This is a genomic window from Kaistia algarum, assembly GCF_026343945.1.
Classification (GTDB): Bacteria; Pseudomonadota; Alphaproteobacteria; order Rhizobiales; family Kaistiaceae; genus Kaistia; species Kaistia algarum.
The window spans coordinates 1,308,260-1,325,939 of sequence record NZ_JAPKNJ010000001.1 but is presented as its reverse complement, the minus strand read 5'-3'; the positions used below and the strand labels follow the sequence as shown (position 1 = coordinate 1,325,939).

Below are 17,680 nucleotides of genomic sequence, written 5' to 3'. Positions count from 1 at the left end.
CCCGCCGGCAATCGCTGGCGGGGCGGCGAAAGGCCTTACTGCATGGTCGTGTCGACCTTGATCGTGCCTGCGATGATGTCCTTCTCCGCCTGATCGATCTTGGCGCGGACGTCGGCCGGGACGAAGCCTTCGTACCACTTGTTCTTCGAGATACCCGTCGAACCTTCCTGCAGGCCGAGGGTCGAAGCGGTGCCATACTTGGCCGTGCCGTCAACGGCCTGCTTCAGGATGACGTAGAGCGAGTCGCCGACGCGCTTCTCGACCGAGGTGATGATGACATCGGCCTGGGCCATGTCGGTGGCCGAGAAGATCGTCGCCTGGTCGGCGTCGACGCCGATGGCCATGACCTTGGAGTCGCGCGCTGCCTGGAGCGCGCCGATGCCGGTTCCGCCGGCGATCGGGAAGATCACGTCAGCGCCCTGCTGGATCTGGGCGAGAGCGAGTTCCTTGCCCTTGGCCGGGTCGCTGAAAGGATTGGCCGAATTGACGGTCGCGCGCAGCAGCTTGATGTCCGGCTTGGCCGCCTTGGCGCCCTGCTCGAAGCCGACGACGAATTCGAGGATGACGGAGCCTTCGGTGCCGAGGATCTGGCCGAGCGTGCCGGTCTTCGAGACGCTGGCGGCTGCGTAGCCGGCCAGATAGGCGGCCGTCGACGTGCGGTACTGGACCGACAGCACGTTCTCGAAGCCCTTCGAATAGTCCATGACGTTGTCGAAATAGACGAACTTCTTGTCGGGATGCTCGGGGGCCACTTCGGCCATCGGGTCGGCCATGTCGAACGTGCCGGCGATCACCAGATCATAGTCGCCTTCGGCGGCATCGGCCAAGGCCGGCTCCCAGCTGGCGCGATTGTAGCCAGCCTCGATCGTCTTCACCGTGACCGGAAGGTCCTTCATGGCGCGGTTCATACCGTCCTGCGCCGAATCGAAGAACGCCTTGTCGCCCAGCGTGCCGTTCAGCACGAGCGCGACCTTGAGCGGGTTCTCCTTGGTATATTTGGTCTCGGCGTTTGCCGGGGCAACGGCCATACCGACGCCCGCAACCACCGTCAGCGCCGCCGCTCCATGGGTCAGCGCCTTCAAAACCTTCTTCATCGAACTGGTCTCCCTGCCGATTGGCTGTGACGTTCGAACGACGCCACATTCTCGAATAATCCACAAGAGGCGCCGCATCGTGAAGACGGGGCTCCCGGATAGACCTGCTCATCCTATGGGCGCTTAGTTTTAGTGCAAGCTCAAAAACTGTTCCCCAGGCGGGTATTCCTTGGGCTTTTTCACGCCACGGGCGAGCGGCCTGTGTTTGCTGCCGGACCCTCGCACCCGGCAGCGCCGACACCTGTTGCAGCGCGCGATCTGCCGCTCGCCCGGAAACTCGAATAATGTCGGGGCAATCAGCCAGGGAGAGCCCGTCTTGCAGCGCATAACCATCAGCCTCGACGACGAACTTCTGGCAACCGTCGACCAGCTCTGCACCCGTCGCGGTTACACCAGCCGATCCGAGGCGCTGCGCGACCTGATCCGCGATTCGTCGATGCACAAGGCGGCCGAGACGGACAGCAAGGGAGAGTGTTTCGCTGCGCTTTCCTACGTCTATGACCACGAAACCCGCGATCTCGCCCGCCGCCTGACGGAGACGCAGCATCATCATCACGATTTGTCGGTATCGACCCTCCACGTTCATATCAGCCACCAGGATTGCCTGGAGGTCGCGATCCTGAAAGGCCCGATCGACATCGTGCGCGCGGTCGCCGACGGCGTTACGACGCAGCGCGGGGTCCGTTTCGGCCATGTCCACATCGTCCCGATCGAACCGGGCGGACATCATTCGCATTCGCACGGTCATGATGATGTGCCCGGTAAGACGGAGCCGAAATCGTAAGAGGATTTTCCGGTTTCCTCTTAAAGACGGCTGTGCCACAAATCAGTGGAAAGGTCCGGTTGTCGGGCCGGAAGGGGAAGTCGTCATGGTCCGTTCAATCGCTCGCAAGCTCGCCGTGGCGGCGCCGCTGCTGCTTGTCCCGTCACTGGCCTTCGCTCACACGGGTGTCGGCGAGACCAGCGGTTTCATTCATGGGTTTTCGCACCCGATCAATGGTCTCGACCACATCCTGGCAATGGTGATGGTTGGTATCTTTGCCTGGCAACTGGGAGGACGGGCACTTTGGGCCGTTCCCACGACCTTCGTCGTCGTCATGGCGATCGGCGGCGCGCTGGGCATCGCCGGGGTGAACGTTCCCTTTGTCGAGGTAGGCATCGCGCTTTCGGTCATCGTGCTGGGAGCCATTGTCGCCCTTGGCGTCAAGGCGCCCATCGCGGCGGCTATGGGTCTCGTGGGGCTCTTCGCGATCTTCCACGGACACGCTCATGGCGCGGAGATGCCGGAAGATGCTGGCGGTCTCGCCTATGCTGCCGGCTTCATGCTCGCGACAGCGCTGCTCCACATCGCCGGCATCGCCGTCGGCTTCGGGATCGGGAAGATCAGCGAAAAGTACGGTCCTGTCGTCATGCGTACGGCCGGCGGTCTGGCAGCGATTGCTGGCGTCGGCATCCTGACCGGATTTCTCTGATCCGGCGCAGGGGCGCCCTGCGGCGGCGGGTTCATTGCCGGTCGGCGCAGAGCACCTCTACCGCATAGGCGAACATCGCCTTGAATCGCGGCACGTCTATGCCGTCGACCGTCTCGATCGGTGGCAATCCCCATCGTGGTGGTTCATCGAAGATCGTGGCGCCGCGCGCGAACGTGCCGCCGCATTCGACGGTGACGCCGGCCTTGATGATCGTCGTGGCGATCGCAGGGTCGAGCAGTATCGCGGCAGCGAGCGGATCGGGCGGCGCGAAGCCGTCCGGGCTGCCATAGGCCATCGTGACGCGGCGCAACTGGTCGACCAGCGCTTTGAGGAACTCGTAACGCTCGCCGCGCTTAGCGCGGGCGAACATCGCGTCGAGTTCCGCGCCGGTGAGCGTCGCGTCGACGCACGGCTCCCAGGGCACCAATACCGTCGATAGCGGCAGTGACAGCACGATCGCAGCTGCCTCCGGATCGGCGAGGATGTTGAATTCCGCCGCGCCCGTGACATTGCCGCGCCCGCGCGATGTCCCGCCCATGATCACCAGGCTGGCAATGCCGCCGACGAGCGCTGGCTCCGTCCGGAGCGCCAAGGCGAGATTGGTGAGCGGCCCGAGCGCGAGGATGTCGATCGGTTCGCTCTTGGCTGCATCACGCAGCGTCGCCCGCAGGAAATCGACGCCATTCTCCGACGCAATGTTGGCAGTTCGCGCGGGTCGGGGCGCGCCGCCGAGCCCATCTTCGCCATGCACGTCGCTCGCATCGATCGCAGCGCCGATCAGCGGCCGATCGGCGCCAGCATGAACCGGGGCTGCGATGCCGAATACCGCCAGCGTCGCCAATATGTTCGCCGTGGCCTGCTTCAGCGCTACATTGCCGAAGACCGTGGTGACGAAGTCCGGCGCCCGGCCGCCTGCGGCGAGCAGCGCCAGCGCCATGGCATCGTCGGTGCCGCCATCCGTGTCGACGAGGAGTTTGCGGGCGGCCATCACGCGGCCTCCTTCGCAGCTTGAACGCGCTGCCAGAAGATTCGATAGGAGGCGTCGTAATCGGCGCGGATTTCGGCGAACGCGCGCCGGGTCAGTCGGCGATCGCGTACCAGTCGCTCTCCTGCGACCCAGACATGGCGGACATCGCGGCCGGAGCCCGAATAGATGAGTAGCGTCGCTGCATCCGGCGTGTTGGAGTAGCCGGGCCCAGAAATGTCGATGGCCACCAGATCCGCCGCCTTGCCCGCTTCCAGGCTGCCGATCTCATGCTCGAGGCCGAGGGCCTTCGCCCCTTCGATCGTCGCCATGCGAACCAGTTCGCGCGACGAAATCGGCTGCGCTCGGCCCTCGCGATGCGAAGCGACGAGACCGGCGACACGCATCTCGGCGATCATGTCATAGGCATTGTTGGCGGCGACATTGTCGGTCCCCAGCGCGACGGTGACGCCGGCCTCTCGAAGCGGCACAACGGGGCAGATCGCCTCGCGTCCGGAGCGGAGTCCTGCCGAGGCGCAGTGAGCGACCGAGGCGGCTTCGGCGCGGGCAAAAACCGCGATATCCTCGGCTGACAAATCGAGGCAATGGGCCGCGTGGATGCGGCCATTGAAGAAGCCGGCCTTCTCCAGCGCGACGGACGCGGTGGTGCCGTAGCGCGCCAGCGTCAGTTCATTGTCCTCCGGTCCGCAGGCCATATGCAGGTGGATGCCGCAGCCGAGCCGGTTGGCGACCTTCACCTCCTCGGTGAGCAGCGCCTCGGAATTGTCGACATAAGGGGCATGCGGCCCGAACCAGGGAATGACGCGGCCGTCGGCAGAGCGCTGGCCCTCGACAAAGGCCGAGGCCTTGGCGAGCTCTTCGGTGCCGCGCACCTCGTCCCCGAGCTGAACGATGCCATAGGCAATGACGGCGCGGAGCCCCGCCCTCGCCGCGGCCGCCGCAATCTCCTCGGCGAAGAAATACTGGTCGCAGAAGGTAGTGGTGCCGGAAAGCGCCATTTCGGCGCACGAGAGCGCGACGGCCGGCGCCATGTCCTCGGCGATCATGGCGAGTTCCGGCTCGCGGATCGCATTGTACCAGCCCTCCATGGTGAGGAGGCTCTGGCCTTCGGCGTGTCCGCGGAAGAGGATCATCGCGCTATGGGTATGGGCATTGACGAGCCCGGGCATAAGCAGATGCCCGGAAAGATCGATCACCTCGTCGAAACCACTTGGCCCTGGCTTTCGCGTTCCGCCCCCGATTTCGGCGATACGTCCGTCCTCGATGATCAGCCAGCCATCATCAATGACGCGGTCGCTGTCGTCGACGGTGAGGAGGGTAGCGCTGTGGAGGAGCTGTCTAACCATGAAATCCGGCCTTCTTCGAAAGGCGGCCAGATTTGCAATGGATTGGCGAAGGCGCAAGCCGAGATTGGCGGCAAGCGACGGTGCGATGTGCGGTTTCGCGAGGAAACGCGGAACCGATGCGCGCGGGAAAGAGAAGCAGGTCCCTCCCTCACCCGCTAGCGGGAGAGGGTTGGGGTGAGGGGCTTGCCCATCGGCGCCGACGCTTCTGGCGGGTGCGTCGCGCCTTATGCCGCGATCTGTTCGCCGAAGCGCGGGATCAGCGATGAGATCTTGTCGCCGGTGAACTTCGCCACCCAGCCGTCCGGCGTGATGAACAGGCGGATGCAGGTGAAACGCGGCTCCGGGCCCATGTCGAACCAGTGCAGCGTGCCAGCCGGCACCGACAAGAGGTCGTCGCGCGTGCAGACGACCTGATAGACCTTGTCGGCGAGATGCAGGTAGAACGCGCCGGACCCCTCGACGAAGAAGCGGACTTCGTCCTCGTCATGGGTGTGCTCGTCCAGGAACTTGGCGCGCAGCGCATCCTTGTTGGGATTGTCGGGGGTGATGCGGATGACATCGACTGTCTGGTAGCCGGCAGCGGCTGAAAGGCGGTCCACCTCGGGCTTGTAGGCGGCGATGACCTGATCCGGCGTGGCGTTCTCGGGCAGCTCGACGCTGGCCTTCCAGCGCTCGAAGGCGACGCCGACCGAGTTCAGCAGCTTGGTGATCTCGGCCGGATCCGACGTGACGACGTCGGGATGGTCCGGGTTGGTGTCGGGATAGATGGTCAGCGTCGTCATGGCGTGAATCTCCGGTAGGAAAGTTCAAATTCGAACAGGGCTTCCAGGGCTTCGAGATGGCGAGCCGCGTCGGCGGACGTGCCGCCCCAGGCATAGAGGCCATGTCCCGAAAGTAGGTATCCGGGCGCCGGATGGAAGGCGGAGCCGGTCTCGGCCATGCGCGCCTCCACCCGCGTCGCCAGTGCATCCGTGTCCTGCTCATTGGCGAAGACCGGAACTTCCACAATGGCTTCGTGCGTCCGCACGCCGCTCAGCGCTTTCTGCAGTTCCCAGCCCGTCAGGAGGATACGGCCCGCCGGTTCGGCGAGGCGCGAAAGCACCGTCGCCGCCGGGCTGTGCGCATGGAAGATAGCGCCGATCTCGGGATGCTGGCGATAGAGCGCAACATGAAGCGGGGCTTCGGCCGATGAGCGCGGCAGTAGCGGCGTGTTCAGGGGCTGGATCAGGATGTCGGCGCTCTGGAGGGCGCCCTTGTCGACGCCTGAGCGCGTAATGGCGATCCGCTCAGCATCGATCCGGACCGAGAAATTCCCGGAGGTCGCAGGCACCCAATGCCGCGACGCCGCGCTCCGGCCGGCTGCGATCACCTCGGCAACCGCGCGCGCCTCGTCGCCTGATCCGCTCGCCAGAAGCACGGTGCTGGCCATGCAAAACCTCCACAGCAACGGTGCCGCCTGACGGCGGCCACGTTATTTCCTCAGCTAACGCCGCAACCCCCGCCTATCCGAGGCGGAATTTGCCAATTCTCGCGCCGCAAATAGAAAATCCTTCGTTTCGCGGCACCATTCTGCCGCTGTATCAAAAAATGATTGCCAGTTCACCCCTTTTGGGCTGTTCGTTGAGCGCAAGCGGCGCGCCCTCGACGGCGAGCCCCAAAAGAAACGACCATCGGGAGAGACATACATGAAGCGTTCCATTCTTCGGCTCGTCGGCGCGGGCCTGCTCGCCGGCTCGCTGCTCGGCGCGGTCGCCCATGCCGACGGCATCGCCGGCGCTCCGGCCCCCTTCGACAAGGGCGGCGTCAAGGTCGCGCTCGTTACCTTCATCTCGGGCGGCGATTTCTTCCAGGCCTATCAGTCGGGCGCGCAGGCTCAGGCCAAGGCGCTCGGCATCGACCTCCAGATCTTCTCCGGCCGCCAGGACGCTGCCGCGCAGCGCGAGCAGGTCGAGCAGGCGATCAATCTCGGCGTCCAGGGCATCATCATCGACCATGGCCAGCCCGAAGCGCTGAAGGACGTCGCGCAGAAGGCGCTCGACGCCGGCATCAAGGTCGTCGCCTTCGACGTCAATCTCGACAATCCGAAGATTCCGCAGGTCGAGCAGTCCGACCATGAACTGGCCAAGGCCGCGCTCGGCCAGGCGCTTGCCGATAACGGCACCGCGTTCAATGCCGGCTATGTCTATGTCGCCGGCTTCGCGCCGCTCGATCGCCGCAACGAGATCTGGGACGAGGTCAAGAAGGCCAATCCCGGCATCGTCGAGAAGGCGCGCTGGGGCGCGGTGAACGACACGACCGCGACGTCGACCGCCGACCAGACCAAGGCCGCGTTCCAGGCCAATCCCGACATCACTGTCGTGTTTGCCCCCTATGACGAGTTTGCCCGCGGCGTGAAGCTCGCGACGGACGAGGCCGGCATCTCCGACAAGGTGAAGATCTATTCGGCCGACGTATCGACGGCGGACATCACCGAGATCGCTGCCGAGGGCAGCCCCTGGGTCGCCACCGCCGCAACCAACCCGGCCGTCGTCGGTGCGGTGTCGGTTCGCGCCGTGGCCAAGCTGATCGCCGGCGAAGATCCGGGCCACAGCATCGTCGTCAAGCCCGTCCTGATCACGCAGAAGGATCTGCGCGACAATGCGATCAGGACAGTCGAGGATCTGAACGCCAAGCTCCCGGCCTTCGGCAAGAGCGACGCGGCGACGGCGCCCTGGATCCCGGCGAACTGAACCACGACTACTATTGAAAGCCCCTCCCCGTTGGTCGGGGAGGGGCTTTTGTCGTATGGGGTTAGGCCAACGCCCCATGAGAAGCTTGAAACGCCGCGAGTCCGTCATGCCCCTCGATACGCCGCCCGGCTACTATTCGTTCAACGAGGATTCCGTCTGCGCTTTCCTGGATAGCCTCCCGGATATCCGCACGCGTCTTGGCGGCAAGCCGGCGGACTGGCGTGTCGTCGAAGTCGGCGACGGCAACCTCAACCTTGTCTTTCTCATCGATGGTCCCGAGGGCTCGGTCTGTCTGAAACAGGCGCTGCCTTATGTGCGCGCCGCGGGCGAAAGCTGGCCGCTGCCGCTCGATCGCGCGTTCTTCGAGCAGGCCTACTACCGCGCCGTCGCGTCTTCCGTCGAAGGGCTGACACCGCGATTCTATCATTACGAGCCGGCGCTCTACGCCATCGTCATGGAAAAGCTCTCGCCGCATATCATCCTTCGGCGTGGCTTGATCGAGGGCAGGCGCTATCCCAAGGTTGCCGCCGATGTCGGCGACTATGCCGCGCGCGCCATCTTCGCGACGTCGGACCTCGGCGCCACCATCGAGGAAAAGGCCGAATGGTCCTCGGTCTTTGCCCGGAATACCTCGCTGCTGCGCATCACCGCCGAGGTGGTCTTCACGGATCCGCTCGGCAATTCGCCGCGAAACCGCTGGACGAGCCCAGCGCTGGACGATCTCGCCCGCGAATTCCGCGCCGATTCCGCGCTCAAGACAACGGTCGCCGACTGGGGCTGGCGCTTCCTGACGGAAGGGCAGGCGCTCATCCACGGCGACCTCCACACCGGCTCGGTCATGGTCACCGAGACGGATACCCGCGTCATGGATCCGGAATTCGCCATCCTCGGCCCGATCGGCTTTGACGTCGGCGCTTTTCTTGCCAATCTGGTGATGAACTTCTTTGCCCAACCCGGCCATGCAACGGCTGCTGACGATCGGCGCGAGCAGGCGGACTGGGTGCTGGACCAGGTGCCGGTCTTCTGGAATGCCTTCGCCACGCGCTTCCGCTCGCTCTGGGAGACGAAGGCTCGCGGCGATGCCTATCCTCCGGCGATGTTCGGCGCCGGCGATGCCGCCGCGCTGGATGCGGCGCGCACGAAGTTCCTGGACCGCGTCTTTGCCGACGCCGTCGCCTACGCCGGCGTCAAGACCATCCGCCGAATCCTCGGCTTCGCCCATAACGCCGATTTCGAAACGATCGCCGACCCGGCCAAGCGCGCACCGCTTGAGACGAAATCGATCCGCCTGGCGCGGCAGTTTCTGCTGGAGCCGGCAAGCTTCCGGACGGCAGAGGATATCGTTGCGGCGGCGCGGGCGGTTTGAGCTGGCTGATCGAAGCCTATATGATCGGAGAAGACGAGATAGGCTTCGATGAAGATCGGCGCAGCGATGAACCACAAGCCTTCCGGAACGAGTGCGCCCCATGAATGGCCGGGGCTTCCCTCGGACGATGACCCTCAGGCGCGGCGGGAAAGGGCGGCCTTGCGGCGCAAGGCTTTCGGATCCCTCAAGGGAAAGATCGATCTTTCCCTTGAGCGGGCGCTGGCGCCGCTCGACCCTGAAGAACTCGATCGTTGGTATGGCGATTGAACTATCTTGCGGACACCCACACGCTTGTCTGGCTATTCAATGACCGAGTGCGGCTTCCGCAGCGCGTGATCGACGCGATCGCAGGCGACGAGAACGACATTTTCGTCAGTCCGGTATCGGCGTATGAGATCGCTCTGAAGTTCAACATCGGAAAATGGCCTGAAGTCGGCGAGCTTGCCACGGCTTTCGAAGCGCAATGCCGGTCCGCAGGACTTCTTTCCCTCGCTATCACTCTCCGCGATGCTCAGGCAGCCGGGCTGCTTCCCCTCAGCCATCGCGACCCCTTTGATCGCTTGCTGGCGGCGCAAAGTCAGTCGAACGGACTACCTATCCTGTCCGCCGATCCGGCGCTCGATCTTTTCGATGTCGAACGCATCTGGGACTGATCACCGCTTCCTTTTCCCCAATCCAAATGTCAGCGCCAGCGCGCCGACCAGCACGGCGCCCTTGACGAAGTCCTGCGTGTAATAGGGCGCGTTGAGCATGGTGAGGCCGTTCAGCAGCACGCCGACGAAGATCGCGCCGAGTACGGTGCCGAGGACATGCGGGCGGCGCTTGTCGAGCACGGCGAAGCCGATCAGCGAGGCTGCGACGGCGTCGAGCAGCAGTGAATTGCCTGCCGAGACGTCGCCGCGGCCAACTCGCGAGGCGATGATCAAACCGCCGAGTGAGGCCAGCGTGCCGGAGATGATGTAGGCCCAGAGGCGATAGGCCTTGGTCGGCGCGCCAGCGAGATGGGCTGCCGTCTCATTGCCGCCGATCGCATAGAAGACGCGCCCGAAGCGCGTCCGCTCCATCAGGAACCAGGCGAGCACGGCGACGACCGCCATGACGACCACCGGCAACGGCACCACGTCGAAAAGGCGCGAGCGGCCGAGGATGAGAAAGGCGGGGTCATAGGCGCCCTTGGCCGTCGAGCCGTCCGGCAGCGCCATGCCGGCTGTAATCGAGCGGCCGCCGGTCGGGATGAGCTGAAGGCCGGCCAGCAGGAACATCGTTGCCAGCGTCGCAAGCAGGTCCGGCACGCCGACCTTGACGATAAGCAGACCGTTGGCGAGGCCGATCAGTGCGCCCATGGCCAGCACCAGCAGGAACGTCTCGGTCGCGTTCATCTGCAGCACGACCATGGCATAGCTCGCGGCCATCACGGATGACGCGGCGATGCTGCCGACGGAAAGATCGAAGCCGCCGGCGGACATGGTAATCGAGACACCGACGCCAAGGATGGCGACGACGGAGACCGCCTGCAGGATCGAAAACAGATTGGCCGAATTGATGAAGGCCGGCTGGGCTCGCCAGAAGCCGACCAGCATCAGGGCGAGCAGCACGAACAGCGCATAGCGTCGCGCGATCTCGGCGAAGCTGGAAGCCGGCCGCTGCGGCGTCGGGTTGGCGGATGCACTCATGGACGGATCTTTCCGGTCTCGGCGCTTTCGACGCCGCCAATGACGGCTGCCAGCGAGCCTTGGCTGCCATCGGCCGCGATAAGGGTGTGATCGCGCATGACGAGGATGCGATCGGCAACCTCCAGCGCTTCTTCGGTGTCGGAGGTCGCAATCAGGGTTGCGGAGCCGGCCTGACTGCCGCGGATCGCCGCGATCAGGTCCTCACGGGCGCCGACATCGACGCCCTGGAAGGGCTCGTCGAGCAACAGCAGACGGCACGGCGCCGCCTGCCATCTGGCGAGCACGACCTTCTGCTGGTTGCCGCCCGAGAGCTGGTCGAGCGTATCGTCGGGGCCGCGCGCCTTGATGCCGAGGCGGCGGATGGCCTCGGTCGCGGCAAGGCGTTCGCGCGTCGCGTTGAGAATTCCGGCCGGGAACCAGCGCGGCAGATGCGGCAGCGCGATCGTGCCGGCAATCGAGGCGCCGGGCGTTTCGGGCGGCAGCAGCGAAGACTGCCAGCGATCCTCAGCGACCATGAAGACGCCGCTCGCGATCGAATGTCCCGGTCCGCTCGAAACCCAGTCCTTCCCGTCAATCGTGACGCTGCCGGCGGCGAGGCTTTCGAGTCCGAAAAGGACGCGGAGCAGGCGGCTCTTGCCCGAACCCAGCGTTCCCGTGATCGCCACCACCTCGCCGGAGCGCAGGTCTAGATCGAAGGGCAGCGCACCTGGAATGAGCTGCGCCCCTCGAAGCGATGCGAGGATCGGGGCAGAGGATGGTTCCCCGCTATGGGCGGCAGCCTCGAGCGGACGGCCGATCATGGCGGCGACGGCAGCGGCGAGGTCGATGGGCCGCGGAAAGGCGCCGACGATGCGGCCGCCACGTAGCACAACGGCGCGATCCGCGATGGCCGCCAGATCGCCCAGCCGGTGCGAGATATAGAGGATCGCCATGCCTTGCGCTCGTAGCCTTCTCAAGAGGGCAAACAGCCGCTCTGCCTCCTCCGTGGAAAGGCTGGAGGTCGGCTCGTCGAGGATCAGGACCGAGGCCTTGGCGGCGACGGCGCGCGCGATGGCGATGAGCTGGCGTTCGGCAGGCCGTAGATCGAGGAAGTCGCGGTCCATCGGCAGGTGAAGATCGATGAGGCCGGCAATCTCGGCCGCGCGGCGCTTGATCGAACGGCCGGAGACGAATAGCGAGCCAGAGCCGCAGAGTTCGTCCAGCAGCAGATTCTCGGCAACCGTGAGCCCGGCGGCGCCGGCCTGGTCCGTCGCCTGGTGCACGGTCGCGACCCCGGCCGCCTTGGCCTCGCGCGGCGAGGCGAAGGCGACGGTCCGCCCGGCCAGCGTCACGGTTCCGGCATCGGGCAGGTAGGTTCCGGAGATGATCTTGACCAGCGTCGACTTGCCGGCGCCATTCGCCCCCATGAGCGCCACAATCTCACCGGCGGCAACGGAAAGATCCGCGCCGGCGAGCGCCCGCGTCGGACCAAAGGATTTCTCGATGCCGGAGACGGATATCGCGACGGGAGAGGATGGTGTGGTCAAGGCCGTATCGGTTTCCGCAGTGTCTTTCTATCGGCGGCGATGGCCGCGCGGCTTCTCTTAGCCGCCATATTCGATGATCGACAGCCCCGCATTGTAATCTGTCGAATAGATAATGCCGTTGGCGTCGACGAAGAGATCGGCGGACTGGATCACGGGCGGGCGCCCCTGCCGCCTGTCGACCATGCGCGCCGGACCGGCGGGAACCAGCGCCCCGGTCTCCTTTGGCCGGTAGGGATCGGAGATGTCGAAGGCGCGCACGCCAGCATTTTGCCAGGTCGCGAAGATCAGCGTGTCGGACTGGAAGCTGCCCGGCCGGTTTTCATGCAGATTATGCGGGCCGAAATGGCCACCCTTCGCGGCGTAGTCGGCCTCGCCGGGAACTGGCAGCGTCGCGATCGAGACCGGGTTGGACGGCTCGCGGATGTCGAAGATCCAGGTGAGCTTGCGCCCGTCCTCTTCATTATCGAGCACCGCTTCGTCGGCAACGACCAGAAGATCGCGTTTGGGCAGCGGCAGGGCCGAATGCGTGCCGCCGCCATAGGGCGGCGACCAGTTGCGGTGCGTGACGAGCTTCGGCGCCGTGCGGTCCTTGATATCGAGGATCGTCAGACCGCCGTCGCGCCAGCAGGCATAGGCCGTGTCGCCCTCGACCAGCGCGTGGTGCAGCGCATAGCGCCGGCCGTCCGGCCAGTTCGCCGTCTCGCCGCCGGCCAGATGCATGCCGGGGATCCACCAGCGTCCCGCCTCGACTGGCTTTGTCGGGTCGGCGAGGTCGATGATGAGAAAGATATAGTCGCTATAGCCGTCGATCAGCGCCGAGACATAGGCGTAGCGCCCGCCGACATACCAGATGCGATGGACGCCGACGCCTTCGACGGGGAAGAAGCCGATCCGGCGCGGCGTCGTGGGGTTGGCGATATCGTAGATCGCGACGCCGGCCGACCAGTTGCGCGCAGCCCGGCCGCCCGCGGCCGTGCCGACGGTCTCGCCGACGGACTTCGTATAATAGACCTTCTCGTCCACCGCGAAGGCGGCATCGGCGAAGAGGTCGCGCGCATGGATGACGAGGAGCAGGTCGTCATGCGTCTGGAGATGGATGTTCCAGGTGTTGGGCGGCGCCGGCACGAACACCGTCTCGCCGGGGTTCTTCGGATCGCGCACGTCGATGATCGAGAAGCCCTGCGACCACGGGTGCGCGACATAGGCGTAGCCTCGATGCACCATGACCTGGAGCGCATCCGGCCGTCCGCCCTGATCGGAATGGCCGATCAGGCGCATGTTGCGGGCGAAGTCGGGAGCGGGCAGGGTCATGGAGGTCTCTGAGGCTTCTCGGCGGTGTTGCATTCTCTGTCATTGCCGGGCTCGACCCGGCAACCCAGCCTTCCGCGGCGGCCCGAAAATGCTGGATCCCCGGGTCTAGCCCGGGGATGACCGCCTTGCGGGTTTTGGTGCTGGTCGTCTTGCCTTACTTCGCTTCCGGAATCCACGGCGCCTTGGCAGCGTCGCTGTCCTGGAAGGCCGGGAACTTCGCCTGCAGTTCCTCGATCGTCTTGATGTTGTTGTCGAGGAGGTCCTTCTGCGTGACCAGCGCCGGCTGGATCACCACGCTGTGGCCTGGATCCTGACCCGCGATGAGCTGGGCCAGCGCGCGAACGGAAGCCTCGCCGACGACGGCGGGATTCGTGGCCGCGGTCGCGACCCAGGGGCTGCCCGGCTCGATGATCGCCTGGATGTCCGAGGTCGAGATATCGACGCCGTAGATCTTGACCTTGTCGGCGACGCCCAGTTCGTCGATCGCGAGCTTTACGCCGCGCGCGAACTCGTCCCAGGGCGTGAACACGACCGAAATGCTGGGATTGGCGCGCAGCACTGCCTTGGTCTGGTCGGCGACGGAGGCCGCGACCGTGTCGTTGACGACGCCCCAGGTCGCGGCTTCCTTGATGCCCGGATACTTCTTGCCGAAGTCCTTCCAGACGGCATAGCGGCGATCGAGAGGCGCGAAGCCGGCGACATAGACGACGCCGCCATCAAAGGCCTCGCCCTGGTCCTTCACCGCCTGATCGAGGACGAGCCGTGCCATGTCGGCATCGGACTGCTCGACCTGTGGGATCTTGGGATTGTCGAGATTGGTGTCGTAGGCGACGACCGGGATGCCGGCGTCGAGCGCTGCCTGCGCCACGTCCTTGATCGCTTCGGGCTGGCCGTTATTGATGATGATGCCCTGGACGCCGAGATTGATCGCCTGCTGGATCAGTTCGCGTTCCTGGTTGATGTCGTTGCGGGCTTGCGAAATATTGGCGTCGATGCCGAGGGCGTCGGCCTGACGCTTCACGCCGGCCTCGAAGGCCTGGAGCCAGTCGCCCGAGCCGAGAAAGCTGATGACGGCGATCTTGACGCCACCCTTGTCGAAGGGCGCGGGCGCTCCGGCAATGCCCGCCGCGGATACGCTCGTGGCCAGCGCAGCAAGGCCCGCTGCGAGGGCGAGCTGGATAAAGGTTCGCTTCATTATCTTGTCCTTCTTGCGGAGCGCAGCAGGCTGGCGCATAGAGCCGCGGTGCTTGGGCGCCTTCGCCTATGAGGTTGTCCGAGGTGTTCGAAACTATCCAGCCGCGAGCCATTGCATAAGGAATTTCGTTCCAGAGTAGACCTGATTTCAGGTCGAATGTTCTAACCCGTTGGGTCGGGTGTCGGGAACGACTTCCGGTCGGGCGGCCGCGACGGGCGAGGAGCGGCAGGTTGGCCGCGGGCGTTATCATCGGGAAGCTTGAGACTATGCAGACACGCAAGATCGGCCACACGGGACTTGGCGTCACCACGATCTCCTTCGGCTGCGCCGGAATCGGCAATCTCTATCGCGCGGTCGCGCGCGAGGACGCGGAAGCGACGCTGGCATTGGCCTGGGACGCGGGCATCCGCTATTTCGATACGGCGCCACGCTATGGCCACGGCCTGTCGGAGCGCCGTCTCGGCGACTTCCTGCAGCACAAGCCGGCGGGCTCCTATGTCGTTTCGACCAAGGTCGGACGCCTGCTCAAGCCGGTGCCCGCGAACGAGGTCCCCGATTACGGTTTCGTCGATCCGCTGCCTTTCCGCGCCGACTACGACTATTCTTACGACGGCGTCATGCGCTCGCTCGAGTTCAGCCTGGCGCGTCTCGGGCTCAACAAGGTCGAGATCGTCTTCGTTCATGATATCGGCGTGCTGGAGCATGGCGTCGAAGGCAATGCCCGTCATTTCCGCGATCTGATGGATGGCGGCATGAAGGCGCTCGACGAATTGAAGAGCGCCGGCGTCATCCGCGCCGTAGGTCTCGGCGTCAACGAAGTCGAAGTCTGCCTGGAGACGATGGCGCGCACGCCGATCGACTGCATCCTGCTTGCCGGCCGCTATACGCTGCTCGACCGTACTGCCGAGAAGGAATTGCTGGCCCGCTGCGCCGAGACCGGTACGTCGCTGATCGTGGGCGGCGTGTTCAACTCCGGGATTCTCGCCATGGGGGCCAAGCCCGGCGCGCCGTTCAATTATGAGCCGGCCTCCGAAACGGTACTTGAGCATGTGCGTGGCCTTGAGGCCGTGGCGCAGAAATACGGCGTCTCGCTCGGGGCTGCCGCGATGGAATTCCCGCTGAAGAGCGAGAGTGTCGCTTCGGTTCTGATCGGGACGGCGAAGCCGTCGAGCCTGGAGCGCAATCTCGATCTGCTCGGCGAAAGCATTCCGGACGCCGCCTGGGCCGAGTTCGAGGCTCATACGCTGCGGCAGTAAAGCGACCGGCCTCGCCCACCGCCAGAGGGGCGAGGCCGCGCCATCAGCCTACCGCACCAGTGGATAGGCCTCCGCGTCGGGCGCGTTGGCCCAGCTCTGCATGGTTTGGCCGCCATCGATCAGCCAGCCGACGCCGGTGACATGGCGGGCATCGTCCGAGGCGAGGAAAGCGACCACGGCCGCGACATCCTCCGGCTGGCCGATCCGGCGCAGCGGGATGCGATTGGCGAAGCGGTCGATGCCGCTGCGATAGCTCGCCTGGTCCTCGGCGGGAACGCCGAGCGTGGTCTCGATCACGCCCGGGCAGACCGCATTGACGCGAATGCCGTAGCGGGCGACGTCGAAGGCGGCGATCTTGGTGAGTCCGAGGATGGCGTGTTTGGTCGCCGCATAACCGGCGCCGCCGGCCAGCACGTCCCACCCCGCCATGGACGAGGCCATGTTGACGATCGAGCCGCGTATGCCGGCATCGATCATCGCCCTGAGGCCGAAGCGCTGGATCAGGAATACGCCGCGCAAATTGATGCGGACGATATTGTCCCAGTCTTCGATCGTAAGTTCATGGACGGGCGCGACCTTGCCGGCGATGCCGGCGTTGTTGAAGATGATGTCGATGCGACATAGCCTTTCGATGGTCTCGGCCACGGCCCGTTCAGCATCCGCCGGGTTGGCGACGTCAGCGACAATGCCGATCGCGTTGTATCCGGCATCGCGCAGCGCCTTCACGAAGGCGTCGGTTCGTCCGGGATCGCGATCGACCACGGCGATCGACGCGCCTTCGCTGGCGAACCGGCGGCAGGCAGCTGAGCCGATCGCGCCGGCACCGCCCGTGACCAGCACGACTTTCCCTGCAAACCGCTCTTCCGACATGATCAATAATCCCGCCAGGAGTGTTTCGGAACGAAGCCGAGGACGCGCCGCGCCGCGCTGGTGTCGATGACCGCCTCGAAGCCAGTGACGTCGCGCTTCAGCGGGAGATCGCCAAAGGCCGTTCGGATCAGATCGAGCGTCGGCGTTTCGCTATAGGTGTCGGGCGCCGAGAGGAAGAGCCGGTGGTGCCCGGTGGTATTGGCCTCGACCGCCGCCAGGAACCCGGCTGCCGCGTCGCGCCCGTCAATATAGCTCCAGAGATCGCGGCCGGAGTCGGCGCTCGCCCGTCGGGGTCCGACCTCCTTCATGAAGGTCGCGGCGGTCTGGATCCAGGGCATGCGCAGGCTGACCGCGTCGAGAGCGCCGCGCCGCACGGCCGCTTCCACTACATCCTCGCCCAGCGTTTTCGAAAGCGCATAGGCGTCCTGAGGCGCGTTCGGATGAGCCTCGTCGATGGGCAGATAGCTGAGTTCGACGGGCTTCACGAAGAAGGGGAAGCCGAGCACGCTGAAGGACGAGGCATAAACCAGCCGGCGGATGCCCAGGACGACCGAGGCTTCGACCACGTTGAAGGCCAACGCCATGTTGGTCGAAAAGACATCGGTCGCGGTCCGCCCGGTCGGCCTGGGAATGGCGGCGACATGGACGACGACATCCGCCCCCTTCAGCGCCAGCACCGCCTCGCCGAAATCCGCGAGGTCCACAGTGAGATGCGAGCTGACCGTCGTCGTCGCAGGAACGCTGTCGATGCCGCGAACCGTGTGGCCCGCCGCCATCAGGGCGTCGACGACGCTGCGTCCCAGAAGCCCGCTCGATCCGGTTACCGCAACGATCATCCCGTCCTCCGTTCCGGACCA

Annotated in this window: 18 protein-coding genes; 7 read left to right on the top strand and 11 right to left on the bottom strand. The window is 65.2% G+C overall.

The window, feature by feature from the left end:
• Window positions 1–35 precede the first annotated feature (35 nt).
• Window positions 36–1,094: a BMP family lipoprotein gene (locus OSH05_RS06420; RefSeq protein WP_207778676.1), complete on the bottom strand. Its 1,059-nt coding sequence runs from the start codon at window positions 1,092–1,094 to the stop codon at window positions 36–38.
• Window positions 1,095–1,410: 316 nt separating this feature from the next.
• On the opposite strand from OSH05_RS06420, the gene nikR reads away from it, so the two are divergent.
• Together nikR and OSH05_RS06410 are read left to right on the top strand one after the other, a co-directional pair.
• Window positions 1,411–1,878, top strand: coding sequence for a nickel-responsive transcriptional regulator NikR (nikR, locus tag OSH05_RS06415; RefSeq protein WP_104217037.1), 468 nt, complete (start codon window positions 1,411–1,413; stop codon window positions 1,876–1,878).
• 85 nt (window positions 1,879–1,963) lie between these two features.
• Complete coding sequence (locus OSH05_RS06410; RefSeq protein WP_104217038.1) at window positions 1,964–2,566, top strand: HupE/UreJ family protein; 603 nt, start codon at window positions 1,964–1,966, stop codon at window positions 2,564–2,566.
• Window positions 2,567–2,597: 31 nt separating this feature from the next.
• Here the strand turns inward: OSH05_RS06410 and OSH05_RS06405 are convergent, their stop codons facing one another.
• The 4 genes from OSH05_RS06405 to mtnB form a co-directional block, all read right to left on the bottom strand.
• Window positions 2,598–3,554, bottom strand: coding sequence for a nucleoside hydrolase (locus OSH05_RS06405; protein ID WP_104217039.1), 957 nt, complete (start codon window positions 3,552–3,554; stop codon window positions 2,598–2,600).
• Window positions 3,554–4,897 (bottom strand): amidohydrolase family protein, encoded by a 1,344-nt coding sequence (locus OSH05_RS06400; protein ID WP_104217040.1) that lies wholly within the window; start codon window positions 4,895–4,897, stop codon window positions 3,554–3,556. Before OSH05_RS06400 ends, OSH05_RS06405 begins: the two co-directional genes overlap by 1 nt.
• A 224-nt stretch (window positions 4,898–5,121) precedes the next feature.
• Entirely contained in the window at window positions 5,122–5,679 is a 558-nt protein-coding gene (locus OSH05_RS06395) for a 1,2-dihydroxy-3-keto-5-methylthiopentene dioxygenase (RefSeq protein WP_104217041.1), read from the bottom strand.
• Entirely contained in the window at window positions 5,676–6,326 is a 651-nt protein-coding gene (gene mtnB / locus OSH05_RS06390; protein WP_104217042.1) for a methylthioribulose 1-phosphate dehydratase, read from the bottom strand. The genes OSH05_RS06395 and mtnB overlap by 4 nt, the downstream gene beginning before the upstream one ends.
• A 256-nt stretch (window positions 6,327–6,582) precedes the next feature.
• Here mtnB and OSH05_RS06385 point away from each other — a divergent pair, with 256 nt between their 5' ends.
• The 4 genes from OSH05_RS06385 to OSH05_RS06370 all read left to right on the top strand — a co-directional run bounded on the left by OSH05_RS06385 (window position 6,583) and on the right by OSH05_RS06370 (window position 9,645).
• Entirely contained in the window at window positions 6,583–7,626 is a 1,044-nt protein-coding gene (locus OSH05_RS06385; protein WP_207778677.1) for a substrate-binding domain-containing protein, read from the top strand.
• A gap of 106 nt (window positions 7,627–7,732) precedes the next feature.
• A complete protein-coding gene (mtnK, locus tag OSH05_RS06380) occupies window positions 7,733–8,992 on the top strand; it encodes an S-methyl-5-thioribose kinase (RefSeq protein WP_104217043.1) in 1,260 nt (419 codons plus the stop codon).
• Between the two features lie 48 nt (window positions 8,993–9,040).
• Window positions 9,041–9,259 (top strand): hypothetical protein, encoded by a 219-nt coding sequence (locus OSH05_RS06375; RefSeq protein ID WP_104217044.1) that lies wholly within the window; start codon window positions 9,041–9,043, stop codon window positions 9,257–9,259.
• A complete protein-coding gene (locus tag OSH05_RS06370) occupies window positions 9,256–9,645 on the top strand; it encodes a type II toxin-antitoxin system VapC family toxin (RefSeq protein ID WP_165801425.1) in 390 nt (129 codons plus the stop codon). Before OSH05_RS06375 ends, OSH05_RS06370 begins: the two co-directional genes overlap by 4 nt.
• Here OSH05_RS06370 and OSH05_RS06365 read toward each other — a convergent pair whose 3' ends face one another.
• From OSH05_RS06365 to OSH05_RS06350, 4 genes are all read right to left on the bottom strand, one after another.
• On the bottom strand, window positions 9,646–10,665 hold the full coding sequence (locus tag OSH05_RS06365; protein WP_104217046.1) for an ABC transporter permease: 1,020 nt from the start codon (window positions 10,663–10,665) through the stop codon (window positions 9,646–9,648).
• Window positions 10,662–12,191 carry a sugar ABC transporter ATP-binding protein gene (locus tag OSH05_RS06360; RefSeq protein ID WP_104217047.1) on the bottom strand — a complete coding sequence of 510 codons (1,530 nt, stop codon included), beginning with the start codon at window positions 12,189–12,191 and terminating at the stop codon, window positions 10,662–10,664. The genes OSH05_RS06365 and OSH05_RS06360 overlap by 4 nt, the downstream gene beginning before the upstream one ends.
• Before the next feature lie 57 nt (window positions 12,192–12,248).
• Entirely contained in the window at window positions 12,249–13,502 is a 1,254-nt protein-coding gene (locus OSH05_RS06355) for an LVIVD repeat-containing protein (RefSeq protein ID WP_104217048.1), read from the bottom strand.
• Window positions 13,503–13,656: 154 nt separating this feature from the next.
• Window positions 13,657–14,697, bottom strand: a complete 1,041-nt coding sequence (locus tag OSH05_RS06350; protein WP_104217650.1) for a substrate-binding domain-containing protein — start codon at window positions 14,695–14,697, stop codon at window positions 13,657–13,659.
• Between the two features lie 266 nt (window positions 14,698–14,963).
• On the opposite strand from OSH05_RS06350, the gene OSH05_RS06345 reads away from it, so the two are divergent.
• Complete coding sequence (locus OSH05_RS06345) at window positions 14,964–15,953, top strand: aldo/keto reductase (RefSeq protein ID WP_104217651.1); 990 nt, start codon at window positions 14,964–14,966, stop codon at window positions 15,951–15,953.
• Window positions 15,954–16,001: 48 nt separating this feature from the next.
• Here OSH05_RS06345 and OSH05_RS06340 read toward each other — a convergent pair whose 3' ends face one another.
• Window positions 16,002–16,823 (bottom strand): SDR family NAD(P)-dependent oxidoreductase, encoded by an 822-nt coding sequence (locus tag OSH05_RS06340; protein WP_104217049.1) that lies wholly within the window; start codon window positions 16,821–16,823, stop codon window positions 16,002–16,004.
• A gap of 2 nt (window positions 16,824–16,825) precedes the next feature.
• A complete protein-coding gene (locus OSH05_RS06335) occupies window positions 16,826–17,659 on the bottom strand; it encodes an NAD-dependent epimerase/dehydratase family protein (protein ID WP_104217050.1) in 834 nt (277 codons plus the stop codon).
• Between the last annotated feature and the right edge of the window lie 21 nt (window positions 17,660–17,680).